At 41.4% G+C, this 26,047-nt stretch carries 24 protein-coding genes and 1 tRNA gene; 17 read left to right on the plus strand and 8 right to left on the minus strand.

Annotated elements, in window-relative coordinates:
* The 6 genes from PQO01_RS05315 to PQO01_RS21615 all read left to right on the plus strand — a co-directional run bounded on the left by PQO01_RS05315 (nucleotide 1) and on the right by PQO01_RS21615 (nucleotide 3,443).
* Nucleotides 1-747, plus strand: a complete 747-nt coding sequence (locus PQO01_RS05315; RefSeq protein ID WP_274312996.1) for an ion transporter — start codon at nucleotides 1-3, stop codon at nucleotides 745-747.
* A 110-nt stretch (nucleotides 748-857) separates the two neighbouring features.
* Complete coding sequence (locus tag PQO01_RS05320; protein WP_274312997.1) at nucleotides 858-1,247, plus strand: DUF6370 family protein; 390 nt, start codon at nucleotides 858-860, stop codon at nucleotides 1,245-1,247.
* A gap of 63 nt (nucleotides 1,248-1,310) precedes the next feature.
* Entirely contained in the window at nucleotides 1,311-1,817 is a 507-nt protein-coding gene (locus PQO01_RS05325; protein ID WP_274312998.1) for a hypothetical protein, read from the plus strand.
* A gap of 40 nt (nucleotides 1,818-1,857) precedes the next feature.
* Nucleotides 1,858-2,376, plus strand: coding sequence for a YHS domain-containing protein (locus tag PQO01_RS05330; RefSeq protein WP_274312999.1), 519 nt, complete (start codon nucleotides 1,858-1,860; stop codon nucleotides 2,374-2,376).
* A 53-nt stretch (nucleotides 2,377-2,429) separates the two neighbouring features.
* Nucleotides 2,430-3,164, plus strand: a complete 735-nt coding sequence (locus PQO01_RS05335) for a hypothetical protein (RefSeq protein ID WP_274313000.1) — start codon at nucleotides 2,430-2,432, stop codon at nucleotides 3,162-3,164.
* A gap of 171 nt (nucleotides 3,165-3,335) precedes the next feature.
* Nucleotides 3,336-3,443 (plus strand): lipoprotein, encoded by a 108-nt coding sequence (locus PQO01_RS21615; RefSeq protein ID WP_420792901.1) that lies wholly within the window; start codon nucleotides 3,336-3,338, stop codon nucleotides 3,441-3,443.
* Nucleotides 3,444-3,545: 102 nt separating this feature from the next.
* On the opposite strand, the gene PQO01_RS05340 is transcribed toward PQO01_RS21615, so the two are convergent.
* From PQO01_RS05340 to PQO01_RS21620, 3 genes are all read right to left on the minus strand, one after another.
* Complete coding sequence (locus PQO01_RS05340; protein ID WP_274313001.1) at nucleotides 3,546-6,044, minus strand: S8 family peptidase; 2,499 nt, start codon at nucleotides 6,042-6,044, stop codon at nucleotides 3,546-3,548.
* 93 nt (nucleotides 6,045-6,137) lie between these two features.
* Nucleotides 6,138-7,118, minus strand: coding sequence for an AAA family ATPase (locus PQO01_RS05345; protein ID WP_274313002.1), 981 nt, complete (start codon nucleotides 7,116-7,118; stop codon nucleotides 6,138-6,140).
* Nucleotides 7,118-7,342: a helix-turn-helix domain-containing protein gene (locus PQO01_RS21620; RefSeq protein ID WP_420792902.1), complete on the minus strand. Its 225-nt coding sequence runs from the start codon at nucleotides 7,340-7,342 to the stop codon at nucleotides 7,118-7,120. Before PQO01_RS21620 ends, PQO01_RS05345 begins: the two co-directional genes overlap by 1 nt.
* A gap of 250 nt (nucleotides 7,343-7,592) precedes the next feature.
* Here PQO01_RS21620 and PQO01_RS05350 point away from each other — a divergent pair, with 250 nt between their 5' ends.
* The 8 genes from PQO01_RS05350 (at nucleotide 7,593) to PQO01_RS05385 (ending at nucleotide 13,682) form a co-directional block, all read left to right on the plus strand.
* Nucleotides 7,593-8,069, plus strand: a complete 477-nt coding sequence (locus PQO01_RS05350) for a hypothetical protein (protein ID WP_274313003.1) — start codon at nucleotides 7,593-7,595, stop codon at nucleotides 8,067-8,069.
* Entirely contained in the window at nucleotides 8,066-8,359 is a 294-nt protein-coding gene (locus tag PQO01_RS05355) for a hypothetical protein (RefSeq protein WP_274313004.1), read from the plus strand. The genes PQO01_RS05350 and PQO01_RS05355 overlap by 4 nt, the downstream gene beginning before the upstream one ends.
* A gap of 17 nt (nucleotides 8,360-8,376) precedes the next feature.
* Nucleotides 8,377-9,348 (plus strand): AAA family ATPase, encoded by a 972-nt coding sequence (locus tag PQO01_RS05360; protein WP_274313005.1) that lies wholly within the window; start codon nucleotides 8,377-8,379, stop codon nucleotides 9,346-9,348.
* Nucleotides 9,349-9,463: 115 nt separating this feature from the next.
* Complete coding sequence (locus tag PQO01_RS05365; RefSeq protein WP_274313006.1) at nucleotides 9,464-10,423, plus strand: DUF3150 domain-containing protein; 960 nt, start codon at nucleotides 9,464-9,466, stop codon at nucleotides 10,421-10,423.
* A gap of 9 nt (nucleotides 10,424-10,432) precedes the next feature.
* Nucleotides 10,433-12,001 (plus strand): cobaltochelatase CobT-related protein, encoded by a 1,569-nt coding sequence (locus PQO01_RS05370; protein ID WP_274313007.1) that lies wholly within the window; start codon nucleotides 10,433-10,435, stop codon nucleotides 11,999-12,001.
* A gap of 128 nt (nucleotides 12,002-12,129) precedes the next feature.
* On the plus strand, nucleotides 12,130-12,717 hold the full coding sequence (locus PQO01_RS05375) for a hypothetical protein (protein ID WP_274313008.1): 588 nt from the start codon (nucleotides 12,130-12,132) through the stop codon (nucleotides 12,715-12,717).
* A gap of 38 nt (nucleotides 12,718-12,755) precedes the next feature.
* On the plus strand, nucleotides 12,756-13,064 hold the full coding sequence (locus PQO01_RS05380) for a hypothetical protein (RefSeq protein ID WP_274313009.1): 309 nt from the start codon (nucleotides 12,756-12,758) through the stop codon (nucleotides 13,062-13,064).
* 378 nt (nucleotides 13,065-13,442) lie between these two features.
* Complete coding sequence (locus tag PQO01_RS05385) at nucleotides 13,443-13,682, plus strand: hypothetical protein (RefSeq protein WP_274313010.1); 240 nt, start codon at nucleotides 13,443-13,445, stop codon at nucleotides 13,680-13,682.
* 611 nt (nucleotides 13,683-14,293) lie between these two features.
* Here PQO01_RS05385 and PQO01_RS05390 read toward each other — a convergent pair.
* The 3 genes from PQO01_RS05390 to dnaA form a co-directional block, all read right to left on the minus strand.
* On the minus strand, nucleotides 14,294-15,589 hold the full coding sequence (locus tag PQO01_RS05390) for a tyrosine-type recombinase/integrase (RefSeq protein ID WP_274313011.1): 1,296 nt from the start codon (nucleotides 15,587-15,589) through the stop codon (nucleotides 14,294-14,296).
* A gap of 198 nt (nucleotides 15,590-15,787) precedes the next feature.
* Nucleotides 15,788-15,861 (minus strand) — tRNA-Ala (locus PQO01_RS05395).
* Between the two features lie 123 nt (nucleotides 15,862-15,984).
* Nucleotides 15,985-17,397: a chromosomal replication initiator protein DnaA gene (gene dnaA / locus PQO01_RS05400; protein ID WP_274313012.1), complete on the minus strand. Its 1,413-nt coding sequence runs from the start codon at nucleotides 17,395-17,397 to the stop codon at nucleotides 15,985-15,987.
* 310 nt (nucleotides 17,398-17,707) lie between these two features.
* On the opposite strand from dnaA, the gene nagA reads away from it, so the two are divergent.
* The 3 genes from nagA to PQO01_RS05415 are packed head-to-tail and all read left to right on the plus strand — an operon-like array spanning nucleotide 17,708 to nucleotide 21,691.
* Nucleotides 17,708-18,910, plus strand: coding sequence for an N-acetylglucosamine-6-phosphate deacetylase (gene nagA / locus PQO01_RS05405; protein ID WP_274313013.1), 1,203 nt, complete (start codon nucleotides 17,708-17,710; stop codon nucleotides 18,908-18,910).
* Nucleotides 18,903-20,240, plus strand: coding sequence for a class II 3-deoxy-7-phosphoheptulonate synthase (locus PQO01_RS05410; RefSeq protein ID WP_274313014.1), 1,338 nt, complete (start codon nucleotides 18,903-18,905; stop codon nucleotides 20,238-20,240). Before nagA ends, PQO01_RS05410 begins: the two co-directional genes overlap by 8 nt.
* Nucleotides 20,237-21,691 carry a hypothetical protein gene (locus PQO01_RS05415; RefSeq protein WP_274313015.1) on the plus strand — a complete coding sequence of 485 codons (1,455 nt, stop codon included), beginning with the start codon at nucleotides 20,237-20,239 and terminating at the stop codon, nucleotides 21,689-21,691. Before PQO01_RS05410 ends, PQO01_RS05415 begins: the two co-directional genes overlap by 4 nt.
* On the opposite strand, the gene PQO01_RS05420 is transcribed toward PQO01_RS05415, so the two are convergent.
* Complete coding sequence (locus tag PQO01_RS05420) at nucleotides 21,688-24,876, minus strand: phosphorylase b kinase regulatory subunit alpha/beta (RefSeq protein ID WP_274313016.1); 3,189 nt, start codon at nucleotides 24,874-24,876, stop codon at nucleotides 21,688-21,690. The two genes, PQO01_RS05415 and PQO01_RS05420, sit on opposite strands and share 4 nt — an antisense overlap.
* 189 nt (nucleotides 24,877-25,065) lie before the next feature.
* Complete coding sequence (locus PQO01_RS05425) at nucleotides 25,066-26,010, minus strand: serine/threonine protein kinase (protein ID WP_274313017.1); 945 nt, start codon at nucleotides 26,008-26,010, stop codon at nucleotides 25,066-25,068.
* Nucleotides 26,011-26,047: the final 37 nt, after the last annotated feature.

Below are 26,047 nucleotides of genomic sequence, written 5' to 3' on the forward strand. Positions count from 1 at the left end.
ATGAAACAGAAGATTTTCAGCCTCCTGATGCAAAGCCCCGGTTACCGGCGCTTTTCCTCCCTGATGATTCTCATCTACGTCACCGGGCTGATACTCTTTTCCATTCCCGCAATTCGGGAGCAGATGCAGTGGATCAAGTCCCTGCTGCTCACCGGAATCGGTATATTCTTCACCATCGAATATATGCTCAGGGTGTATTCCTGTAATGCCGATGGAAGCCAAACCCGTCGTCAATGGATGAAAAAACCTTATTCTATCATTGACCTGCTGGCAATCGGCTCCTTCCTGCTCGGATCTTTTATGCACTTCGACCTTCTATTTTTACGTACACTGCATCTGGTGAGCGCCATGCCAGTCAAAGGAAGTAACTCCTCGACAACGGCCCTTGATAACCTGCTGGCTGCACTGCGAAGTAAAATTCATGATCTTTTCGCCTGCCTGGGACTGCTCATCAACCTGATGATTATAGCCTCTTGCGCACTCTACTGCTTTGAACACGAAGTTCAGCCGGACAAATTCAGCTCCATCCCGGCTTCACTGTGGTGGGCGGTCTCGACTGTCTCGACTGTGGGTTATGGAGACATCTACCCCGTAACCATTGGCGGTAAAATTGTTGCCGGCATTTTCGCCATTATCGGCTTTGGCTTTATTGCGCTGCCTGCAGGGATCATGACCGCCGCTTACATCGAAGCTGCGAAAAAAAGTCCACCAAGCTGTCCTCACTGTGGTCACGACCTAAAAAAATAAACACTGGAGATCCATCTACTCAAATTATTCATCAACAAAATCATGATTCACATAAACCAATTGAATGTGAATTAACTAACCAAACTAATGAAACCAAAAGGAATTAAAATATGAAAAAACTTCTACTAATTAGCTCTCTCGCCATGAGCGCATTTTTGTTTGTATCTTGCGATAAAGATAAAGAACATGCTGAACATCCCAAAGCCGAAACAACAGTCAATACACAAATTGTGGATGCAGGTTGTGGTATGTGTACCTACGACATTGACGGCGTAGAGGGGTGTGAAACTTGGGTCAATATCGATAACAAAAAACTTAAGGTTACGGGCATCGACCATAACACGCACAAATCAGGCCTGTGCAAATCTGGCAAACATAGCGCTAAAGTTAGCGGTGAAATCAAGGGCTCGGACTTTGTGGCAACAAGCCTAGAAGTCGTTAAACAACCCACTGGTGCTGATACTCATTCAGGTCATGACCAGGAAGGACACCAACACTAATATTTATGCTTAGGCTATATCTGTAGCCTAAGCATATTGATAAGGTAATAAAAGGTATCTCAAATGAAAAAATTCATTTTCGCATTATTGATTACACTAATCGCCACTTCATGCGCTTTTAACGATAGAGAGGTGAAAAAATCTAGTCCAAGAGCTTCTCAAACTCACTGCCCCATAAGCGGTGACAAGGTTGATGAGTGGGCCTATACAGATTATAAACAACATCGGATTTATTTTTGTTGTTTAGATTGTGAAACAAAATTCCTAGGAACCCCAGAGAAATATTTGATGGATATGAAGGGTAAAGGCATTGCTCCAGCTAAAATTCAAACTCAGTGTCCTGTAAGTGATGAAGCAGTCACAACAGGTAATGATTTTTATAAAAGCACTGAGGGTGAAGTGGCTGTTTGTTGTAAAAAATGCCTCAAAAAAATCACTAAAAATCCTATTCCATATCTAATGAAATTAAAACGAAATGGTGTCACGATTGGTGCAATTAAACACGAAACAACTGCACCACATGCCTGTAAAGCACACAGTCAGGATGATCACTCAGGTCACGATCACTAAATTAAAATCACAAATCTAACAAAAACAAAGGAAAACTAAAATGAAAAAACTAATACTCACACTGTTCTTAACTCTACTTGTTACTTCTTGCACAGCAGCTGAAGGTTCGGGAAAAGAAGAGAAGCCAATGCAAGCTCAAACCAATTGCCCCATACGTGGTGGTGAAATCGATAAAGAAGTTTTTACCGACTATCAGGGACAACGTATTTATTACTGCTGCCCCGGTTGCGATAAAAAATTCCTTCAGGCACCAGATAAATACCTGAACGATATGAAAGCCAAGGGTATCACGCCTGCGAAGATTCAGACGTCCTGTCCGGTGTCAGATGAGCCTGTCACCACTGGCGACGTCATTTACAAAAGTTCAGAAGGGCCTGTGGCTCTCTGTTGTAAAAAATGTCTGCGCAAAATGCAAGCTAAGCCGGTTCCTTATCTGCTCAAGCTCAAAAAACAAGGTATCACTATCGGTGCTATAGCACAGCCTGAGGCCGACAATGGTTCTGCAAAAAAATCACACTCAGATCATTCTGATCACGATCATAGCGGGCATAAGCACTAAAGCCTAAACGGCCTCACTTATCTGGGGCTATTTAGATTCAACATAAAAACAATATGAAAAACAATATAAAAAACATTCTCATTGTATTTGTGCTATTAGGAATGGTTCCTATTTATGCAGGCGGGAATGATAGCTACAAAGATTTATCCCTTGAAAATTTCACTGAAGGTTGGTTCGATGATTGGGAACATAATCATTACAGTAAAAGCCAAGCCCCTTTTGTACATTTATTTCATCTAGAGCCAGCTTTCTTAGATAGAGACCTTTTTTTAGATTATAAAATAAATAATGGACAAGAAGAGAAGGAAATTGAATATGAGTTTGAGTTAGAATGGGCTCTTACAAGCCGTATTGGTCTTGTTCTTGAAGGGCCTTATAGGATTCTTGAAGAACAAGGAGAAGATCGAGTTCGTGGCTTTGGTGATTTAGGTTTGGCTACACGCTTCTTATTACTGAGAGATTCGGATTCAATGTTGTCACTTAACGTGGGTATGGAATTCCCGACCGGAAGTAAGAGCAAAGGTTTAAGCGAAGACGAATTGGTTGTCAACACATCTTTTTCTTATTGGCAATCCTTTGGGAAGAAAGTCACTTGGAATGCTCAATTAGGCATGGAACAGGGCTTAGAAACAGAAGAAAAAACAATCACCTATGGGACAGCATTAACCTACTCTTTAAACAGCGCAGTTACGCATGACCATACAGGAAATGCTCATAATCACCAAGGTGTACATTTCCCACAAGGAATGACTAACTTTATGCTCGAGTATTCCGGAAGGAACTCATGAAGTGGTAAAGAGCACAGCTCTGAGCTGCTTTTTGGTGTGAGTTACCTACTGACAAGCTCTTGGGAAGCTAGAGCTGCCTATGAAATACCTTTGCAAACTTCCAACGAATTAGAGGACTCCACTATTCTTAGTTTAGTCTATCACTTTTAATTTAAATACGAGATTTAAATCATGAAAAAAATACTTTTAACATTGCTACTTGTCCTGCTCTTAGCTTCATGCGGAACTGTAAATAACACAGGCCAAAATAAGCACAACCACAGTTCTTGTAAACACTAAGGTTTAAACGGCCTTAGGAAACTAAGGCCGTTTAAACTACAACAGGAAATACTAATCATGAAGCATGAGACGTACTCAATACGTCAAAATTAAGCACTATAGTTAATTGCTAGGGCGAACTTGAACTTGAGGAGTAATTGCAACACGGGTACGAATTTCTTCGTAAATTGGAAGTTCTACACCTTCTGCAACTTCGAGAGATACTATTAATGCGTAAATAACAGCTTCCGTGAATTTTGCGGCATCTTTACGACAATTAACTTTTATTTCAAGTGTATCACCATCAGAAATAGCAATTGCCCTTTGACCTTCAAAAATTTCATGTTGAATAGTACCGTTTCTAACTGCTCTCCAGTCAGCTTCTTGTCTTTGTGTAGCAAGCTCTTCTCCAACCTCAAACCAAAGTTGAGCACTTCGATATCGTTGAGTAGAAGGTGCAACTGGACAAATTGAGCTCAATGTGACAGTGCATTTTCTCCATTCTACCTTTGCTCCTAATGAGGGCGGTAACGGGAGTTTAAAAACATGTGCATCTCCATCGGAGAGTGAGCCACTCCCTATTAAGGTAGCCCGTTGAGGCGTACAATCTAGGACTTTAGATATTTCTGGGAGACCGTATCCCATCCACCTTGCGACTAATTTTTTAATAACAGAAGCATCACCAGCTTCCTGAAGAATATATTTAAGGCTCTCGCCATGTCCACCCCATGAGCATCCATGTACCAGCATCGCTTTCAATAGCGGGACTGAGAGCTTTTCAAAGTCAACATCTGGAGAGTTTTCTTCAAAAAGATTCGCCGCAGAATCATAGCAAATAGCTGCAAGCCTACTGATAAGAGCGGCAGAGTTACTGGATCCACTGCAAAATTTGGTTTTAGAAAGTTCACCAAGAATACTGCTTGGTGTCGCCACTTTATTACCTGGACCACCACCTCTACCTTCGAGTGAAATTTGAGTATTCCCTGTGCCCATTGGTGCTGAGTAGAGTACTTTTCCGCCTGGATAAACTAAATCTGGTTTGATAGATCTTCGGTAACCACTTCCAAATGCAGAGACCGGACTAGGTAAATCAGAAGTAAATACATTTAATGAATAACCTAGATGATAAGTTTCACATTGATCATGATGTGATGAGCCCACGGTAAGGGCGTTAATACTTTCGGAAGGTGAAAGTATCTTACGGTGCCGAGTATCTTCATAGAGTGTTTTTACCACTAAAGATTCCAGCTCTTCGGGAGATAAGTTTCTTATTTCATTTTCTGTAAGTCCCGTATCTATCGGGTCCGTATGGTTCCCGGAACTAATTACAAATAAAATATTGTATTTTAGGCTAAGCCAATCAAGTAGTCTTGCTAATGGACTTATTGATTGGGCAAAATGTCTACTTGTGTCGCCTATCGATAAGTTGACAATCCTAATAGTGGGATATAAGGCACCCTCACCTCCTTCACCTTCCATTATTCTTTTTACCGCTCGATGAATGTAATCCACAAAAAGGATGTCGTCTGGGATATGCTCCATACGACTACCAGAATAGACCGGTTGCATGATTGGGCGAACGTATATAGGTCTGTTGAGAGGATGAGAATTTTCTGAGAGGTCGCCATGTACGATTAATGAAGCCATCGCGGTTCCATGTTGTCGATCTATTGCCTGATATAGTGACTCCCAGTTTTCGGGGTCATCTATAATCACTCTATCTTGAAGGAGAGTATGATTTCCTAATGGCAGGCCATCAAGAATAGCTATGAGCGGGTTGCCTACAGGTAAGGTGTGATTTCCATTTGTAAAATCTTGGACGACATCTTCTTCAACACTTTTTTTATCCGTGGTAATTTGACCTGTAGGTCGAAAAAACATTACACTTTCACACTTTAAAAGATCAACATCTGGATGGGCCATGATTTTCTTGGCTTCAATCGCCGGAATTTCACCCAGAATAGAATGATAGCCAATGGAGGCGATTGTGCTTTGAGAAAGAATACTGCCCCCCAAACGGTTAATTAATTGGGAGAGGGTAGACTCGCTTTCTTGGCGTTTTTGCTCATCCTTCCTAAACCAGAGTTCTGCTTCGAAACGGACTGCGCGCTCTGGTGTATATTCTAAATCTTCGCTCCAAGCTTCAAAAACTTCTTTTTCAGCTAAACGATCCGTTATATCCCAACGACGGATGTCTTTAAGATGTAGAAAGACATCACGAAATTTAGTGAGCCCACGCTCAAAGGTCATGTCAGGATTTGCCTGGTATTGCTGCCACAATGACAACATCTGTGATAAAGCCACACTGTTTGTCATTACAAGATAAAGGCGACCACTTAATGAGGCGCTGGGCTTTTCCGTTTTATAAAAATCTTCGTCAGGTATAATATCTTCGAGTTCTATTTCCCCCATCCATTCCAGCCCTGAAACCTTTCTAACGGCATTAGAAAAGTCGGTGATATTCCCAACTGTTTCAATAACAAGAACCTGTTCTGGATCAATTCCTGAAGCGGTTTGTTGAATTTCGACACTTCTCGCGTCAAATGAAGCTTGTAGTTGTTGAAGTATAGGAGTTAGCCTTTGACTTTGACGGCCTAAAGAAGGGCGATGAGGTCCCCTCATGGATATTTTTCGTTTTGTACGATCTGCTGTTTCCGGTCTAGGAAACAGTAGTAGTGGGCGCTCTGCCATTTTCTCTTCCTCCCTTCCTAAATGTTAGTTTGCTTTCACTGAACGTGCCGCCCAGGTTTTAAATGTTCTATTGATAATTTCTTTGATGTTTGAAGATGGCTGATCAAGCACATGATTTCGTAAAACCGTTGTTCCGAACTCCTCAATTTCAGCAAAATTTAAACCATGTAATTTTTTAGCGAGAGTGGATGGTGCATACTCCAGCCTGAGATCAGTCCTCTGCTGAAACCTCTCTATCCATTCAGCTATTCTCTGATGAGTAGGTTGGGGAAGATCCAGTCTAACTTGAAATCTTCGCCAAACTGCTCTATCAAGTAGTTCAGGATGATTCGTTGCACCGATGACCACCACATGACTAGGAAGTGAATCTATTTGCATTAAAAGTGAGCTTACGACACGTTTGATTTCTCCCGTTTCATGTGTGTCACCCCGTTCTTTGCCTAGGGTTTCAAATTCATCAAAAAATAAGACACATCGTCTTGTGCATGCATGATCGATTAATTTTTTGAGTCTATTAGCAGTTTCTCCTAGATAAGTCCCGACTACGCCTTCATAACGTACAACAAAAAGAGGTACCATTAAGGATTCTGCAATAGCTTCCGCTAAGGAGGTCTTCCCATTCCCCGGAGGCCCCGTAAGTAACAACCTATTCCTAGGTTCAAGACTATATGATCTTAGCAAGTCAGCTCGATGATGCTCTTGAACGACTTCTCTGCATATTTGCTTTAAATCATTACTGAGTATTAAATCATCGAGGCGTTTTTCTGGGATGATTTCTTGTAATAAATTATCTATTCGATGAGTTGATGTACTGGTGATAGCACTTTGTGTTGGTGGGATTTCAGCTCGTGTGTTTTTTAAAACTTCATCAATTTTATTGGCCAATACAGTATGCCGCTTAGCTCTTTCTTCAGCAATAATGGTTTCGGCCACTTTTTTAAGTCGTGTTTTATCACCGCTTAGGCCAAGTTTAATGAGGCTGACTAATAAATCTCCTCTAGCCATTATTGACCTCCAGAAAAATTTAGCCGCCCTTGGGACCGCATTTTTTTACACAGATTATCAAATTGATTACGCGCTAATTTTGACGGAGTAGTTTTGCCGTTCTCCCAGCGGTTGATTGTTGCAAAGCTAACACCTAATTGATGAGCAAGATCTTCTTGGCTTAAGTTAAGCTGCCTCCTTACTTCCTTTACAATCTTGGAGAATTCACTGGACTTTGAACTCATTTACACCTCTATAATACGGCACCTTAGTACAATGCACTGTTTCTGTTAACACTTTCCAAGAAACATAACATATGTTATATCAGGTGCAAGACACTCCCGCAATCTAATGTTGTTCATTTCATGACGGTCGTATGAAATCAGATATATATCACCTACATGTACAAAGCATTTAGCTTTTTAAATTCAGCCTCTCACGCCAATAAAGCGTGAGGGGCTTTTTACTTTTTAAACCAAAACAAGGAGAAATTCCATGATTAAGATCAGCGTATCATTTAACAAAAAGATCCCAGGTGAAGAACAGTATTCGTCACTCTGCTTTCATACAGCAATGGAACGAGAGCTCAGTGACGGATTATCAGGCTCAGATATCCAAGCTGAGATTCATCGTAGCTATCAGCTTTTGGAGAAAACTGTAGAAGCTGAAATTACTAGCTATAAGCAACGTCCGCAACTTAGTGCTCCAAACGTGCCTATGGCTACGCAAAGCCAAGCTCAGATTCCAGCTCAAACGACAAGTGTGGGCAATCCTCTAGGGCCCGGTTCTGGAGCCATTTCACAGAAGCAAATAAGCTTGATCTGTTCCCTTGCTTCTCAACTTAAAATTGATCAACATCAACTCTGTGATGAAGCGCTTCGTCATTTCGGTAAGGCGAGTTATCACGAACTCGATAAGAAACAAGGTTCAGCATTTATCGATATGCTTCAGCAGCGGAAACAATCAGCATGAAGGTCGATGTACAAACCGCTTGTGCTTTTGCTCAAATGGGAGCGTTAGCTGAAGCTCGTATTCCATGTGGTCAAGGTGGCTGGAGTGAAGAACTCGATATTTACGCTCACATGGCTCGTGACTTTGAATCTCACATGAAAGCCAAAGGCTCGGCGTACTATCCCGACTATTACCAAGCCATCGATGATTGGTATGAAGAACTCAACAAGTTTTGGGAGGTTAACAAGCACAAATACCTGGTGTTCCCCGACGGCTCTGCCAAGCGGGCGGACACTAAAACCATCGCATAAATAAAGGAAACTCAATTATGATAAAAGAATTAGAAAGCCTCAAATCAACTCAGCTCGATGCTGGCTTGATATTCTCAGGTACAAAATCAAACAAAACAATTACTGGCTACGATAAAGCAAACTCATTTACACCTAAAGAAGATCCTTACTACGTCTTTCATGAGAGTAGTCGTGATGTGATCGTTTGGTTCATGAGTACATCAGATCCAATGTATTTATTTGGTCCTTGTGGCTCTGGTAAAACCAGCCTCATTAAACAAGTGGCTTCAAAGCTCAACTATCCGGTATTTGAAATCACGGGTCACTCACGTCTCGAAACTCCAGATCTCGTTGGTCATTTGTCAGTTGAAAATGGTAGTATGGAATTCAAGTATGGGCCATTAGCACTTGCGATGAAATACGGAGGTCTTTTTCTACTTAATGAAATAGATCTGCTTGATCCCAGTACGGCTGCTGGTTTGAACACCATTCTCGATGGAGCGCCGCTCTGTATTCCTGAAAAGAACGGAGAAATTATTACTCCGCATCCTAACTTTCGTTTTGCTGCTACAGCCAATACCAATGGCGGTAGTGATGAGAGTGGATTGTATCAGGGAACGCTAAGACAAAATCTAGCGTTTATGGATCGTTTCATTTTGTGTGAAGTCGATTATCCAGAGGAGAAAACTGAAGTTCATCTTCTAGAGAAAAGTTACCCTGCATTACCTGAAACCATTAGAACTAAAATGGTTGAGTATGCGACTGAAGTAAGGAAGCTCTTTATGGGATCAAATGAAGGTTCTCAGCTCAATAGAATCGAGGTGACATTTTCAACTCGGACTTTATTGCGCTGGGCTGACCTCACACTTCGATTTCAACCATTAGCTGCTCAAAATATTAAGCCCGTTCATTATGCATTAGATCGTGCCTTAGGGTTTCGTGCTAATAGCTCAAGTCGAGCGACCTTACATGAACTCGTGCAAAGGATCTTTCCGACTGAAAAGAACTAAAACAAATAACCCTAGTCAAATTCATCACGCACAGCGGTCTCTTCCTTTACAGGAGAGGCCATTTTTCTTGCTTAAGATGAATCCCCCCTCAACACTTAAAATGAAGGTAAATATTATGAATCTCAAAACTAAACCTAAAGTATTAGAATGCCTATTAGCAGTGAATCTCGATGTACATATCTGGAGTGCTAGACGCAAACTCAGCCCTGATGACTTTACTCATGCTGAGCTCCCCCCGGAAGGCTTAGCCTCACTTGGAAGTAAAAAGATCTGTGACCCCAAGGAACTCAAGATCTTTGGCACTCTCAAGAGCCGTGCAGTGAGCTTGCTATCCAAGAGTGGAGTACGCTTCCTCGGTGGCTGGGCAATCCCTGAAGGGAAAGCACCTGACATGATCCATCAGTTAGAAATAATCGCTAAAGAATTCATTAAAGCTAAGAATGATTTTATCAGTCGTTACGATAAAACTGTTGCTGAATGGATCAAAGGGAACCCTGGTTGGGAAAGCATTATCGCGAGCTCAACTGTGTCTGCTGACTACGTGGCTAAGCGGATCGATTTTAACTGGCAGGTCTTCAAAGTTGTGAACCCTCCAGAAATCAAAGACTCCAAAGTCAATAAAGGTCTTTCAGGTGAAGTAGCTAAGCTCGGTAACACATTATTTGATGAAGTGGCTAAGCAAGCTCAAGATACCTGGAAAAGATCATATCTTGGTAAAACTGAGATTACCCGTAAAGCATTGAGTCCTCTGAAGCAGCTTCATAGCAAACTTACAGACCTCAGCTTTATCGAACCAAAGGTTGCGCCAGTCGCATTGCTTATTGCAACGGCTGTTACCAGCTTGCCTAAGCGTGGAGCTATTACTGGTAACTCATTATTGAGATTAAAGGGACTCGTGAGCCTGTTGTCGGACACTGAAGCTTTGCTGAATTACGCAAAGGAAATGATGGATGGTCGAGATCAAGAAAATGTTCTTGATAGCCTAATGAGCTCAGCACCTTCCCGTAAAACTAAACCAAAAACAAAAGAACCAGTGACCGACAAGCCGAAGCTCGTCAGTCTTGGGCTCTGGTAGGAGATCGATATGAACATGCAAAATATAATGCGCTCGCTTCCTTTGATTGCGGGCGTTTTAGGTCAAAAGTATGGAGTCAAAGTGGAAGTCGGTGGAAGCTCTGCTTATACGGATGGTGAGACTATTCATTTACCATCCTTACCTGCTGAGGCGACTGATATTCAGCTGAACTTAGTGAGGTCGTACCTCGATCACGAGTCTGCTCATATTCGCCATACGGATTTTGAGGTTCTTAAGCAGAAGAACATCACTCCATTGAAGAAACATATTTGGAATATATTGGAGGACTGGCGAGTTGAAAATGAGCTTGCTAAGCGTTACCCCGGTTGCCGCCAAAACTTCAACTGGCTTATTCATCATACTTTCGCTAAGAAGAAGTATAAGATCGATCCAGATCCCGGCATTCAAATAGTTAATTACATATTGCTCTCGGTTCGAGCCTGGGATGTGGCTGCAGTTGAGTCAAACAAAGCATTGGTGGGAGATAGTCTAGCTAAGCAATATTTGAACTTATTATGGGATATTAATACTGTCCTTAATGATGCTAAAACGCATTGTTTAAGCTCAGCTGACTGCCTGGCTTATACTGAAGAAATCGTGAAAGTGATCGAGAATCATGCTAAATGCCAAGAGCCATCAAAGAAAGAATCCAATGGTCAAGCTACAACTATATCAAGTGAGGCTGATACCGATGGTGAATCAGAGCCGAATGGTATCCCCGAAAATATATTAGAGGAGTTGCTGAGCTATGGAGAGAGTATGCTTCCAAGTGATATGGGTGAGGATGTTGCCAAACAACTCAAGGATATAAGTAGTAAAAAGACTGCAATGATTGTTGCTACTGAATCTATGAGTCAAGCAAATCATTTGTCTCCGTCTTCCTTAAGTGAAATTCAACAGGCTTCAAACGCATTGAGCTCAAGGCTGCAAGGTCTATTGCAGAGTCGTAAACTCAAGCGCAGTATGCCAGGACGTAGCGGTAAGCTTGATCCTCACAGACTGAATAAGGTTTGGTACTCAAGTAAAGTGTTTCTTCGTCATGAAGAGAATCAAGGGCTCAATACCCATGTTCATATCCTTTTGGATTGTTCCGGGTCGATGCAAGGGAAACGTATAAAGCTGGCTTCCCAAGCTTGTTATACTGTGGCGAAAGCTCTTTCCCGTATCGATGGAGTAAAGAAGTCAGTTACAGCTTTTCCTGCAAAGAGCAATGGAAATTTACCAGGGGTGTTTCCCTTGCTAAAACCAAATCAAGGTATGCATACCATGTTTGAACTAACTGCCTCTGGAGGAACGCCTCTAGGTGAATCTCTGTGGTATGTGCTGCAACAGGACTGTATGCGCTTGGAGAGTCGTAAGCTTATCCTCATCTTGAGTGATGGGGAACCTGACTTAGCTACAAGTGTGGTGGCTTCTATTAAGCAAGGTAAGCAACTTGGTTTTGAGTTTTATGGCCTCGGAATTCAACACGGTGCTTTGAAGCAATATCTGCCAGATGAGTATGAAGTCATAAATGATTTAAATGAGCTCGTTCCTGCGATGTTCAACTTGCTTCAGGGGAAGTTACTCCAGATATAAAAGACGGAGCCATCAACCAGCTAGGAGGGGAGGTATGGAGGGAAGATAGCTGATGACCCCGAGGAACATAATCATATTCAAGATCTCAACAATAACAACTCAAATAATATTAAAAAAAGGAAAATAAGATGGGTGCAAACTTTAATTATTATACTTACCGGGGAGGTAAAACAGAACTGCCTTCTCATCATAAAGAATTACAAGAAGAGGAATGTGAAACCCATGGGAATGACACCTATGCTGGCCATATAGGCATTATGCCAAGTGGTATCGATTTCGTAGAACATAAAGCTTTTGAAAACGAAGATCAAGCTCGTGAGCACTTAGAAGATAATCATAGAAAATGGGATCGAGCCATGGCCGTGCCCTTTAAAGGAACTGGAGTCGTTTACGATAAAGCCTCCCAGCTTCTAAGAGATCAAAGAAATAAAGTCACAGCTGAGTTAACAACACTTGAAGCTGATACACTTCTTAGTATTCGTTCGACCAAGTCAAAAACTATAGGTTGCAAGAAATGTGGTTCCTCGGTAAGCAGACTCTATATCACCTGTGCTGATTGTCCCGTGTGTGGTAAGCGAGAAACTTTCTACAGCAAAACGCAAGCTGAGCGTATAAAGCGCAAGCGAGACAAGCTTCGTCAACTTAACTCAAAATCATTAAAGCAAACTCAAACCATAACGACTTGCTATGTCGTTGGTGGCTGGTGTGTGGAATAGGGATTGTAAATACCTAACTCAAAAAAAAGGAAAATATCATGAGTACAAAAATCAAATGCCCGAAATGTGGTAAAGACATGTTGCAGTCAAATCTTTATCAAGTGAGTGGCACAGTCTGTGGTGGGGCCATCTTTGGTCTAGCCGGGTTTATGGCAAGAAATATCGCTACTAAAACTATAGTGACCGCAGGTGCTTCAGTAGTTGCTGGTCCTGTTGGTGGGATAGCAGGTGCAGTAGCTGGTTGTGCTGCGGGAGCTGCAGTCGGCAATCGTGTGGGTAAACATATCGACGAAGAAGTTGTTATGAAATACAAATGCATAGGCTGTGATGCTGAACTTAAGCTCTAGCTAGGCGTTGACAGTTAAGATCAAACACATATTTTAAAGAACATAATTTTAAAATTCTTGCTCCGCTCAAAATCGCCAGTTTTACTAAGAAGCAAGAACAACGGTAAGTCGTCCCCCTTTCAATTTTTGAGAGGGGGGTGGTTTACTGTGTTGTATCCTTTGAGGGGTATGATTTTGTTCTTAACGTATCTGGCGATACGCGAGCGGGCTTTGTCATATCCCTCTTTTCGTTTTGGAGGGTTGTGGCGTTAAAACCAAACACCAAAAGGACGCAAAATGAAAGATATAAAATATACATCCATCAGCAGTCTTGAATCAGAGATTAAGGATCTCATCAAAAACAAACAGGGGTTTCGAGTCCTTGACGTTGGAGGGGCCATGTCAGATAGTGTTCGTTCGATCGAGCGTGAAATCGAATCACAAAACTTTAAGTGCCGTATTTATACCGCTGGCCGAATTGCTGCGGCGGGCGGTTCGGTATTCACTGGTGTATTAGGGGTTGTGGGAGCAGCTTCAGCCATAGGTATAGCCGCCCATAACCTAGCAACTTACGATCCCGATTTTGAAATCAAGAAGCATAAAATTGACAAAGCGATTACCGTGGCTTACATGCGCTGATTTTTCAAAGAAAGAATAATAAAAGAGTCTTTCGTTAATTAGTTGTTGGGCTCTTTTTTTTGTCAAAGCTCTATTTTAAGACGTGCCAGCAATGGAGTTTAAGTGCTGTATCAAACAATGACGATACCTAGGAAGTATTCCCTTATACACCCAAAACTTTAAAGCTGTGAGCTAATGATTTTATTAGCAAACCATAAAAGAATGAAACAGATAAAACTGTAGTGATCACGATAAGATCTGCCTTGATAATGGCGCAGCTGTTTTTAAGATCCATAACTTGTCCTTTGGTTCTTTTTAAAATAGTATTTATTGTTATTTTTTAGTGTGGTGAAGTAGTTAGACCTAATGCTTCATTAAGTTCATAGCCAACGGTATTGTATTGTCGGTTTTACTGATGAAAGTACTTTGAAGTTATTGCTTATTATGAGGGAGAGTTGGTTCGAGGTCTGTCTTATAATATGTTTTTAAATTGGTAGATATATGAACTCAGTTTCGTGTTGCTATGTATTAAGATGTAAATTTAAGTTTAGGGTCCGCTAATCGTGTAACCTAATAATAGTCTTCGCCATAGAAAGGGTTTTGTTGTATTAGTCGTTTATATTTGTCCATACTCACAATAGCATTTTTTTAATAGCTCTTATTTCTTTGCTATCGATTTCCAGTTTTGAGATATAATCCAGAACTTTGTCAATTTTCTCCTGAGGGGATTTTTTTTGATCCTTATGCTTAGTCACCGCGTCAATCGCCAGTGATTGGGCATCCTCACCAATGTGGACGTAGTATTGATCGAGAATATCACTTGCCGCACCAAGTATGCTCTGGGTGACGGCTTTGGGGACTCCGGCTTCCGCACAGTGAGAAGCAAAGCTGTGACGCAGAGAGTGAAAACCATAAACAGATACAGCGCGTTTGCGACCAGGGATTTTCTGATTGGGCTCAAGACCGATCCATTTGATGACGCGCATGACGTCGTTATTGATGAGGGTAGCACCAGTATTCTTACCGTTATCATCCTCTTGTCGGTAACGAGCTGAGATGTTGGGTAAGACGTAGTTGTTAATTTTCCATTGTTTGGCTTCTTGCAGAGCGGTGTAGAGCTTCTCTGATATAGGGACTGATACATTGACGCCAGTTTTGAATTGTTTAACGCTGATGCGTCTACGATCGAAATTAACAGTGTCCCACTGAAGAAGAGCGCAGTCTTTCATACGCTGACCGCTAAACATGCCGATATAATAAAGTACCTTGATTTCAGGTTTATTAATAACCTCATATTTCTTGTCGTCTAAAACCTTTAGGAGGTTCAGTTCTTGCTCTCTGGTGAAGCATAAACGGCGAACATGATTATCTTGTTCTTCACGTCGTTTACGATGTAGTGCTGGGCTTTTGAAAGGATTCGCTCCAGGGTAATAATTATTTAGAGTTTCGAAAATGCGTTTAATGCGTCTTATCTTGCGATTGTGGGTGTCGACCGCCTGTTTCTGTTTGCGAAGCTTGTCGGCAAATTTTATAGCATCTGCTGTAGTGATATCTTGAAGCTTTGGATCGCCTTTCATAAATTTAGTGAACTCGACCCAGGTTCGTTGATAAGACTGCTGTTCGGATACTGTGGCTGGAGTTGCTTTGTCTGGATGGAGATCATAAGTATCCCAGGCTTCAGATAGTTTAAGTTGTTTACTCTCGATTCCAAAGCTGGCATGTTTGACATGAGCTGCAACAATATCAAGAGTGGGGGCGTTAATGACGGGAACCATTTCTTCGGCGCGTTCGATTGCTTCTCTAAAGTTTTTAGTCTTTAGGCTGACTGCCTTGCGTTTGCCTTTGAGCTGATAACGAAAATAAAAGGTGCCGTTATCTACCATTTGGTAAACGGTGCCAGTGCTAATCTTTTTCTTTTGAATTGCCATGTGCTTGCTCCCCTATCGTATTTTACTGTATTTATCTCAATCTATACGATCTTGGGGTACTTTCATAGTAAAAGTGGTAGTAAAATGGCAACGATTTAATAAAAAGTAAGGATATGAGATGTGTCAGGAATCTCATAAGTGGCTTGTATGAAGCTGTTTATAAATAAAAAAGCCACTTCCGAAGAAGTGGCTTTCAAGTGGAGCATAAGGGACTCGAACCCTTGACCTCATCACTGCCAGCGACGCGCTCTAGCCAACTGAGCTAATGCCCCTTTTTGAATGAGCTCACTCTAGAGAGTTATAGCTGTTTTGCAAGAGAGAAATAAAGTGAAAAGCAAAAAAAAAAGCTACTGAAAAAGTAGCTAGGGTGAAATTGTATATGAAGCTTTGTCGCTTTAGAGGTTTTCTAAGCGCTTTTTAAGAAAAAAGACTTTATCTTTAAAGCTCTGGTCGAGTTCCATCTGCTCATTGACGGCATTGCATGAGTGCAAAACGGTGGCATGAGTTCTGCGGAATTGCTCGGCAATTGTCGGGAAGGATTCTTCGGTGAGGTTGCGGCTTAAATACATAGCAACTTGACGAGGAGTCACAATTGATTGAGTACGCTTTTTACCCAGGATATCTTTGATGCCAACATCGAAGTACTCAGCCACTTGGCGAAGGATTACAGTGATGTCAAGATTGCGGTCAGAGGTGTTTTCCAATTGACCACCAAGAACTTCTCGAGCGAGAGATACGTTAACTTCGTAGCCCATTGTAGAAGCATAAGTAACTAAGCGAACGAGGGCACCTTCGAGTTTTCTAATGTGCGACTTAATATTTGACGCAATAAAATCGAGTACTTCGTTGGGGATATGCACATTCATTGAGCTACGTTTTTGACGGAGTATAGCAACGCGAGTTTCAAATTCTGGCTTTAAGACATCGACAATTTGTCCATGCTCAAAGCGAGATACAAGGCGTTTCTCTAAGCCATCTAACTCATGAGGTTGACAATCCGAAGTTAGGACAATTTGCTTGTTGAGTGAATAAAGTGCATTGAAAGTATGAAAGAATTCTTCTTGAGTTTTTGTTTTGTTTTTCAAAAACTGAACATCATCCAACAATAGAATGTCAACATTACGAAATCTTTTTCTGAAGTTACGCTGATCATTGTGTTGAATAGAGTCAATAAAGATATTGGAGAATTCTTCAGCACTTAGGTACTCTATTCTATGGTAGGGGTTGTGGCTAATGGTTTCTTGAGCAATTGCGTGAAGCAAATGACTCTTGCCTAGTCCAGAACTGCCATAGATGAAAAGGGGGTTGAAACTAAAGCCGGGTGATTCTGAGACGGCTTTTGAAGTAGCAAAGGCTAAGCGGTTAGAGTCGCCAACGACAAAGTTTTTAAATGAGTAGCGATCAGAGCTTGGGAAGTTGCTTGGAGACTTTAGTTCTTTAGTTTCTTCGGTGCTACGACGTCTACTTTTGTCAATGATTGGTTTTAGAGAAATTTTTTCTTCTTTTTGGCCCTCTACAGTGTAAAGTGCTTCGCCAAGTCCAAGAGCGTCAATGGAAATATCCGTAATTTGATCTGGTAAGTCTTGTTTGCACTCTTTTAAGCTTTCGCGGAGGAGGTTTAAGTAGTTATCGCGGATATGATCGATGAAGACATTGTAGCCTTTGTTGAGGCTGATTTTGAAAGTCCCTGATTCATCGATAGATGCGAAAGATTCTTGGAAGAATTTATTGAAGCCAGGACTGCTGATTCGAGCGCTGATTACAGGATATAAAATATCCCAAACCGCTTGGCATTCAATAGTTTCCATAAATTTTCCGTGCTCACTCACTAGTTTTTAAAAAGTCTTAGGCCATCAAAGGCTAGGCTTTTACACTAGGGTCGTGAGAAGCGCTCTTCAAGTGAAAAAAATAAGAAAAATCGAAGTAAATTTTCGACCTTTTTATCTATTCAGCTCTTGACACGCAAGAGCTTTCCAAAAATGTAATTTTCAAATAACCATTTTATTTTTATTTTACTTCTTTTTTGATGGATTTATGAACACTTTTATCAAAGTGAGCCATGAAAAAAAGCTCGTAACAGCGTAAATTATTTCAGAGTGAAAAAATTGAGAGAAAATGATGATTGAAACAGATAATTTATTAATTAATGTAGACTACGGTCTCACTAATGGACGAGTGATTCACAACTGTTCTATATTATGTAGAGACAAGAGCATATATGCTATTGGTGGCGCATCATCATTTAGAGAGGCGGTGTATAAGCATTGTCTTGATTTAAAGGATTGTTACGCGGTTCCCGGTTTTGTCGATGGCCACATCTATGGTTTTGGAAAGATTTCTTTATTAGATACGACACATATAAATGCTTTAGGCGTTATGGCGAGGGAATTGCCAGCACATGGAGTGAGTAGTTTTGTCGCAACCCTGCAGTCGACTAATCGCCCTAAATTAATTGAAGCCCTTAAACGGACAAGTGAACACATCCTTAATCAAGATGGAGGAGCTGAGGCCGTTGGTATTCATTTAGTGGGGCCATTCATTAATCCAGAGCTCAATGGACTCGTTAGAGAAGAAGGAATCCGTGCTTATTCTAAGGAGGAGTTAGAAGAGATTATTGAAGCCGCACAAGGAACTTTAAAGGTAATGACTTTGGCACCAGAAGTTGAGGGGGCTGAAGAGATTATTGAGATTCTCACAAAACACGGTATTCAAGCTTCGATGGGGCATAGTAGTGCAGATGAAAAACAAGTGCGTCGAGCGATGGAATCAGGCGCGCGCAATGTCACTCACTTATATAACTGTATGAAACCATTACACCAACGCGAAATGGGTTTGTCTTCAACAGCCTTGATTCACGAAGATTTAACCTGTGAATTGATTTTTGATGGTTATCACATTCATCCACAGATGTTGGATCTGGCTTGTCGTGCAAAAGGAGGAGATCGTATCGCCGCAGTTTCCTCTGCCAACCAAGGTACGGGATTGCCGGATGGTCAATATAAATTTGACCAAAATGAATACATCATTGAAAATCAGCATCTGCTATTACCTGATGGAACGATTGCCGGTTCAATGTTGACCCTGGAACAAGCATGGCAGAATGTGATTAATTTTACTCATATGAATCCAAAGGAAGCAATTGCTTGTTTTACGTCAACACCGAGTACATCTTTAGGATTAAGTGATCGCGGGCAACTGTCGCCAGGAATGAAAGCTGACATAGCCATATTTAACAAAGACCATGAATTACAAGCCACACTAATAGACGGCAATATTGCCTACATTAAAAATCAAAATAATTTGAGGAAGATCAATGAATAATTGGACGCCCGACTCGTGGAGATCTAAAGAAATCTTCCAACAGCCCAAATGGCCTCTAAATAAATTAGAAGAAACCTGTGCGAAGCTCGCAAAGTTACCACCTCTGGTTTTTGCGGGCGAAATTGAATCTTTGAAAGAGCAATTGGCGGCAGCATCGCGCGGCGAAGCTTTTTTGCTTCAAGGTGGCGATTGTGCAGAAGATTTCAGTTCTTGTAATGCCACCTATATAAGAGAGACAATGAAAGTTCTCTTGCAAATGGCCGTTGTGTTGACCTTTGGCGCCAATAAAAATGTTGTAAAAATTGGACGTATTGCCGGTCAATATGCCAAACCTCGATCTTCAGATACTGAAATGGTTAATGGTTTAGAGTTGCCTTCATATAGAGGTGATTGCGTGAATAGCCCTGAGCCAACTTTAGAAGCAAGAACTCCTAATCCAGATCGACTCTTACAGGCGTACTTTCATTCGACAGCAACATTAAACTTATTACGTGCCTATGTTCAAGGTGGTTATGCAGATTTACATAAAGTTCATGTATGGAATAAGGAATTTGTGGCTAATTCTTCTGAAGGTCAGCGTTATGAATCCATAGCGGCAAAAATTGATTCTGCGATTTCTTTCATGGAAGCGTGTGGTGTAACTTCAACGCAAGTTCCTCAATTAAAAAGAACCAATATTTATACTTCCCATGAAGCCTTGATTCTACCTTTTGAACAAGCGATGACAAGACAAGATACTCTTTCAGGACGTTGGTATGACTGCTCGGCTCACATGGTATGGATTGGTGATAGAACTCGACAAATTGATGCGGCTCATATGGAATTTTTCCGCGGGATTAATAACCCTGTAGGCATGAAAGTTGGCCCGACGATGGATCCTGATGAACTCATCAAGATTTTGGATATACTTAATCCGAATAATGAGGCTGGTAGAATCAACCTAATCAGTCGCTTTGGTCATGGCAAAATTGCTTCAATGTTGCCACCATTAGTTAAGCGAGTACGAGACGAAGGTCGAAATGTCTTGTGGAGTTGTGATCCGATGCACGGTAATACCTTTACTGCTGACTCAGGTTTCAAAACAAGAGATTTCCAATTTATCACCGATGAAATCAAAGGTTTCTTCGATACTCATGGAGAAGCTGGCACAGTGCCAGGGGGCTTACACTTTGAACTAACTGGAGCTAATGTCACGGAGATTTGTGGCGGAGCACAGAAAATTTCCGATTTAGATTTGGGCAATAATTATCAAACTAATTGTGACCCACGTTTAAATTGTCAGCAAAGTTTGGAACTGGCTTACGATATCGCAGAAATGCTGCAAAAATGAACTTAGCGAAGCTCAATACCTTTGTTGAATTAAGCTCCGCTGAGCTAGCTAAACAAATAAAGCCTATTGAGCTTCAGCTATCTAAACTTCAAAGGCAAATTGCCGATGAAGGAGTCCCTGTCTTTATTTTAATAGATGGTTTATCTACCGCTGGTAAGAGTGCCTGTATCAGTCATTTGGTACAAGCATTTGATCCGCGATATTATCGTGTGGCTTCAGGTATTAAGAGAAAAAATCAGATTTCTTGGTTACAGCCTTTTTGGGATGCGGGTCCCGCAAAGGGGAGTATAAGTTTTTTTGATAGGTCTTGGTACCGCATTCCCTTTCGTAAAGAAATTGCCAAAAAAGGTGAAGGTCGTGCTTATTTTGATGAAGCTCTGGAGTTCGAAAAGAAGCATTTGCTCAATGGCGCGCTCGTCATAAAAATATTTTTAAATATTTCGCAGGAAACGCAATCCGAGCGTTTAGCAATGCTTAAAGCTGATAAAAAGCTTGCATGGCGAGTCGATAAGCATGACCTCGAGCAAAATGAGGACTTTAGTCGCTTTCAAAAAGCTGCGGATGAGATGATTGAACGCTCAGATTTTTCTGAGGCGCCTTGGCATGTGATCCCTGCTGATAATCCACAATACGCTTTTTTGAAAGCTTCTGAATGCTTAGTTGATTCAATAAGTCAGTTCCTAAATGATCATAAGAAAAACCTGCCCATATCATCCTCTCTAGAAAGTTGTGATATCCCAAAACGACCGAGTTTAAAAAACTTGGATGTCAGTAAGAAAGAATATGAAAAGCAATTGCCTAAGCTGCAGAAGCGTTTACAGGAACTGAGTTATAAACTTTATAAGAAAAAACGTTCAGCCATTATTTTGTTTGAAGGCTGGGATGCCGCAGGTAAGGGTGGAGCGATTAAGCGTTTATTGCGTTACGTGGATCCACGCAATTATCGTGTGTGCCCCATAGCAGCCCCCAGTTCAGAAGATAAGTCCCATCATTATATGTGGCGTTTTTGGACACAGTTTCCCGAATTAGGAAATATACTTGTCTTTGACCGTACCTGGTATGGCCGTGTCCTCGTGGAGCGAGTGGAGGGCTTTTGTGCTGATCAAGAGTGGCAACGAGCATATGATGAGATTGCTCTAACTGAAAAACACCTCAGTAATGAAGGTGTGATTATAGTGAAATTCTGGATCGATATTGATAAAGAAACACAGAAAGAGCGCTTTGATTTACGTTTGAAGACGGAGCATAAAACTTGGAAAATCACTGAAGAAGACTGGAGGAATCGCGAGAAGTGGGACCTCTATGATGATGCGGTGAACGAGATGGTTTTTAGAACTTCACGAGAAAATGCTAAATGGAATGTAATTGAAGGCAACAACAAAAAGTATGCTCGCCTCCAAGTTTTACAGCAAACTATCAAGGCCTTCGAAGAGGCCTTGAAACGTTCTTAGCCTTGTTCCAATAAGAATTCGATTGCACCTGTTACACTAGCTGCGACCCTTTGCGGTGAACTTTGATAAATAAGTTCCCAGGCTTGGGCCTTGCGCTCTTGATAGTTCTGAGCTTGCGCCGGGTATTTGTGTAGCCAGTTAAGTCGTACCGCATGACCAATGATGACATCCATGACTAAGTAGTCATCAAATTTAAGGTTTGGGTTAGCGAGGGTGAATGAACCGATAGCACTTAAAGATTCAATGCATAAATGGCGATAATCGGGAGCAGGAATATCATTGAGCAAGTTTTCAGTCAAGAATGCAAAAGCGGGTTCACCTGTGGTCATAGAGCTGAGGACGAGCGAAGAATCTATGCAATTTGAGCTGTTAAATTTATCACCGAGGATAATTCCTTTACAGCTTTTTAAAATGGTTCTGATTTTTGGATAGAAGTTCTTCGGAAGTTGGCAGATTGCGCCATTCTGTATTCTCCACTTCTGCCAATTGGCCACTCGCGTTTGATATTCTTCGTCAATTTTAACTTGCGTGAAATCAGCTTCTTGTCCCTCACAAGTGTAGTTGATTAATTCTAAACTCTGCATGTTGCTCTTCATCTCTTTGTAAGTCGAGAGGACAAGTTGGAGACGAGTTTGAATCGCTTGTGGTGCCATGGCGACGAGGAGGTCAAAAGCTTGGCCTTGCGAGATCTCTAATTCAGAAGAGATTTGCGCCACAATTAAATGAATGAATTCACTTGTGCGAATGGAAATCATATTCTCAAATAATTCAGGATCTTGTTTAAGAGCATAGCTTAAAAAGATAATCAGTTCTTGGTGGATGAGCTCTTCTCGGCTATCGTCCCCACAAGATTGTTTGATTTTTTGAATGATTTGCTGATTATTAGTCGAGTGGGTAATAATCCCATCTTTGTTATACGAGCGACCAACAATGACCACTTTCTGTCTAACAATAAGCTCAGTAACGGCGTCATCTAAGCCGAAATGAGATTTATTTAATAAGCCTGCAATACTGCGGACAATTGACCATTTGCGAAGTTCGCAAGCATCTTGGTAGGCTTCTTCTAATAAAACTTCTAAAGGTACAGCCTTTTGCTTAGTGCTTAAATAACAGGAGTAGTTTAAGGTGTGTTTTTTAGCTAAGTGAACTAGGATTTTAGCTTGTCTGTAAAGATTTCTAGTCGTGCACAACTCATCTAAAAGCTCATCTTCATGGGGATCTTGGGCAAGGCGCTCCATGATATTTTGTGATAACTCAACTGTCTCTTCAGGGCTGTTGTCGATGTAAAAAGTCGGTTTAGATTTTGAGTTTAAAATGGGGCAATAGGAAGGTAGAGAAGGGACGTTTACAATTGCTTTTATGCTAGTGTTTTGAACAGCGTCATCAAAGTTGGCGAGCTTAGCATATTCGATTTTTGAGGTTTTTAGATCCTCTAGGAATTCGAATAAATCAAGTGAGTCATCACCTTCAATCATACTTTGCTTAATGAGGATAGCTTGAATGGCTTGTCCTTCGTCAGTCCAGTGGCGACTGATGTAGGAAAATTCAGCTTTTATTTCTTCAATCAGAATTCTATTATCAAGTTCGAGATAAAAATCTTGATGGTTTTGATATTGAGGTAAGAATAAAGCAGGTTGATCATTTATGTGATAAAGGCGTGAAGTTGCCATGGCACGCAGTCGACGTTTGGGGCGTCCACTTAATCCGAGCTTTTCGTTTGCACCCATTTTATTGAGGATTTTTGCGAGCTCATTGGGATACATGATTTTTGTGGGTTCAATCTCATCTAAAGTTTGGCTCGGGATCGATTTTTCAGCTAATTGTTGCTTCACAGAGTCCGAAACAGCAATGAGGCAAACTTGAACATCTTTTGGTTTTTCTTGTTCGCACTTTTCATGTCTTTTAAGCGGGTCTAAATCACTGAGATCCAATACTTGGGCTTCAATCATGCGTCCAAGTAAGAATAGACTCTGTGCCCATATGAGTGGTAAGTTATTATTGGCTTTGCGATCTTGCGAGTGCGGTTCTGCTTTCTCAGCTTCTACGGCATCAAAAGGAACAAAATAGAGCTCAGGTAAAAGTAATAAGCCATCTTTTTCAACGAGTAGTTGATTGAGTTTTTCTTTATATTCACGTGCTTCCTCAGCATCGTTTCTGAAGAGGGCATCAAGCATGAGATAAGTGAAAAATAGGGGCCACTCGGATTCGATGTCTTTGAAGTTTTTGAGTTCACTTGTTTCATAATGGAGTCGGTGCTCATCTTCCATGACAGTTTGGTGACCATCTAGCAGGAAGCGTTTACAGCCATAGCGTCCACCTAGTTTAGTAATGATTTCGGACCGAGTTCGTTCGCGGAGCTCGCGATCTTCTATGGCAAAGGCAGGGTAGCCAATGATACTCAAGACGGCTGCATCAACTTCTTTGGAATAAGATTCTCTTGGGAGTAAGGCCTGGAGTGTGCTACGAGAACGAGCAATCTCATCACCCATTACGTGAATTAATGAAGATTGATCCCCGTCATCGCCAAATAGATTCAATTCATCCATGGCTTCTAGGGCTGCTTTGGCCATGCCAACAGAACTGGCATTGACTTCAGCCATACCATTATTGATTTTGTGGCCACGTTCCCAGATACCAAAGTCTGGAGTTCGGTAGGCACGCCCAATGTAGTGAACAAGATTTTGGACAAAATCGACTTCGTCGTGACTGAAAATAATGCGTAAGCCAGATTTGGTCATTTGAGCGATCATTAATAAGAATATAGAGCTTGCATCCAACTGTAAATGCCCCCACTGATCATCTCCTACAACTGTTTGTCCACTCTGGGTGTCGTATTTGGCATGGAGGGCATCGAGAGGGTTTTGGCTATACTTAAATTTTTCAACTTTATGAGACTGACGAATCATCGCCTGGAGCAAGCCGCGCATGAGCTTTACCACAGATTGTTCGAGAGAGTAGGCGCGCGATTTGTTGATGCCGGACTTGCGGTATGCCATTGCGAGTCCCCATACAGCTTGAATGGTGTACACATTATCGCGTACCCAAGCATCGGTATAATCACCATGCTCATTGATGTCTGTACTAGCGGGAAAAAGCCCGGTGAGTGGATCCTGTCGAACTAAAATGGTTTTGTAGACTTCTTGGTAAAATTGATCAAGGCTTTGTGCGGTGTTTTCTGTACTCATGATTAATAATGGCTTTGTTTAGGCTAAAGTTGATTTGCTAAATCATAGATGATCTTTGTTGTTTGGGTATAAAGATTTTATAAAAATAAAACATTTTTTTAAACTCCCTGTTCAAGTATTCTTGGCATAAATAAAAATGACGAACTTCATTACAAAATTCGTCATGCGCTAAAAGGAAATGATTGAAAATTAATCGTAGAGATCAGGGAAGAATTTTCTCATGAAATTTTCTAGAGAAACAATAGTGGGCCCATAGCCATCTTTGTAGATGAAGTACTCAAGCGCCGTACACATCTCATCGGCGGTTTGAAAACGGTCACAAGGTTCAACTTGAATGGAGCGGAAGAGAATGTTTTCGAGCTCCGCAGGGAGGTCATCAGGCAAGGCATCCATATTTACGGCACCAGCACAGGCTAATTCGAAGAGTTCGGATTCATTTTCCGCATCGCGACTGAAGTTTCCTGATAAAAGTTCAAAAAGCACCATGCCTAAGGCATAGACATCAACGCGTTTATCGACCTGCTCCTTACGTGCTTGTTCCGGTGCCATATAAACAAGCTTACCCATAAGGCACTGATCATTGCTAGTAATGGAGTTAGAAAGGGCTTTAGCTATACCGAAATCAGTCAGTTTTGGTAAGCCTTCTTTTGTAACTAAAATATTGTTCGGGCAGATGTCGCGGTGGACAATGCCGAGATTATTTTTTTCACTATCACAGCGGTTGTGTGCATAAGCAAGTCCACGAGCAATTCTACTGGCAATAAATACGGCTAAGGGATAGGGGAGGGCTAGGTTGTCTTCGCGAAGACGATCAATCATATCGTGTAAGCCGATGCCATCGACGAGCTCCATAACGATAAAGTGACCGAAGGGCGCGCGCTCCAGCTGGTAAATTTGGACAATATTTTCATGGACTAAGTTGGAGACAAGTTTGGCCTCTGAGATAAACATGTCAATGAAGCGTTGATCAGCATCCATTTCTGCCAAGAGTGTTTTTATAGCAACTTTTTTACTGAATCCTTCAGCACCAAGGATTTCAGCCTCATAGACTTCTCCCATTCCACCAGCCGCAATTAGGTTTAGAACCTTGTAGTTGGTACTCGATTTTAAGACTTTTGGCATTTTTTTGTTCATTACTCGTTCCCTTATTACCCACTTTATTTAGATCAAG

It is taken from the genome of Lentisphaera marina (assembly GCF_028745505.1).
GTDB classification, from domain to species: domain Bacteria; phylum Verrucomicrobiota; class Lentisphaeria; order Lentisphaerales; family Lentisphaeraceae; genus Lentisphaera; species Lentisphaera marina.

Bases quoted from the DNA above. Each gene is read 5' to 3' on its own strand.
- PQO01_RS05315 (WP_274312996.1), top strand. From the start codon at position 1: ATGAAACAGAAGATTTTCAGCCTCCTGATGCAAAGCCCCGGTTACCGG.
- PQO01_RS05320 (WP_274312997.1), top strand. From the start codon at position 858: ATGAAAAAACTTCTACTAATTAGCTCTCTCGCCATGAGCGCATTTTTG.
- PQO01_RS05325 (WP_274312998.1), top strand. From the start codon at position 1,311: ATGAAAAAATTCATTTTCGCATTATTGATTACACTAATCGCCACTTCA.
- PQO01_RS05330 (WP_274312999.1), top strand. From the start codon at position 1,858: ATGAAAAAACTAATACTCACACTGTTCTTAACTCTACTTGTTACTTCT.
- PQO01_RS05335 (WP_274313000.1), top strand. From the start codon at position 2,430: ATGAAAAACAATATAAAAAACATTCTCATTGTATTTGTGCTATTAGGA.
- PQO01_RS21615 (WP_420792901.1), top strand. From the start codon at position 3,336: ATGAAAAAAATACTTTTAACATTGCTACTTGTCCTGCTCTTAGCTTCA.
- PQO01_RS05340 (WP_274313001.1), bottom strand. From the start codon at position 6,044: ATGAGGGGACCTCATCGCCCTTCTTTAGGCCGTCAAAGTCAAAGGCTA.
- PQO01_RS05345 (WP_274313002.1), bottom strand. From the start codon at position 7,118: ATGGCTAGAGGAGATTTATTAGTCAGCCTCATTAAACTTGGCCTAAGC.
- PQO01_RS21620 (WP_420792902.1), bottom strand. From the start codon at position 7,342: ATGAGTTCAAAGTCCAGTGAATTCTCCAAGATTGTAAAGGAAGTAAGG.
- PQO01_RS05350 (WP_274313003.1), top strand. From the start codon at position 7,593: ATGATTAAGATCAGCGTATCATTTAACAAAAAGATCCCAGGTGAAGAA.
- PQO01_RS05355 (WP_274313004.1), top strand. From the start codon at position 8,066: ATGAAGGTCGATGTACAAACCGCTTGTGCTTTTGCTCAAATGGGAGCG.
- PQO01_RS05360 (WP_274313005.1), top strand. From the start codon at position 8,377: ATGATAAAAGAATTAGAAAGCCTCAAATCAACTCAGCTCGATGCTGGC.
- PQO01_RS05365 (WP_274313006.1), top strand. From the start codon at position 9,464: ATGAATCTCAAAACTAAACCTAAAGTATTAGAATGCCTATTAGCAGTG.
- PQO01_RS05370 (WP_274313007.1), top strand. From the start codon at position 10,433: ATGAACATGCAAAATATAATGCGCTCGCTTCCTTTGATTGCGGGCGTT.
- PQO01_RS05375 (WP_274313008.1), top strand. From the start codon at position 12,130: ATGGGTGCAAACTTTAATTATTATACTTACCGGGGAGGTAAAACAGAA.
- PQO01_RS05380 (WP_274313009.1), top strand. From the start codon at position 12,756: ATGAGTACAAAAATCAAATGCCCGAAATGTGGTAAAGACATGTTGCAG.
- PQO01_RS05385 (WP_274313010.1), top strand. From the start codon at position 13,443: ATGTCAGATAGTGTTCGTTCGATCGAGCGTGAAATCGAATCACAAAAC.
- PQO01_RS05390 (WP_274313011.1), bottom strand. From the start codon at position 15,589: ATGGCAATTCAAAAGAAAAAGATTAGCACTGGCACCGTTTACCAAATG.
- dnaA (WP_274313012.1), bottom strand. From the start codon at position 17,397: ATGGAAACTATTGAATGCCAAGCGGTTTGGGATATTTTATATCCTGTA.
- nagA (WP_274313013.1), top strand. From the start codon at position 17,708: ATGATTGAAACAGATAATTTATTAATTAATGTAGACTACGGTCTCACT.
- PQO01_RS05410 (WP_274313014.1), top strand. From the start codon at position 18,903: ATGAATAATTGGACGCCCGACTCGTGGAGATCTAAAGAAATCTTCCAA.
- PQO01_RS05415 (WP_274313015.1), top strand. From the start codon at position 20,237: ATGAACTTAGCGAAGCTCAATACCTTTGTTGAATTAAGCTCCGCTGAG.
- PQO01_RS05420 (WP_274313016.1), bottom strand. From the start codon at position 24,876: ATGAGTACAGAAAACACCGCACAAAGCCTTGATCAATTTTACCAAGAA.
- PQO01_RS05425 (WP_274313017.1), bottom strand. From the start codon at position 26,010: ATGAACAAAAAAATGCCAAAAGTCTTAAAATCGAGTACCAACTACAAG.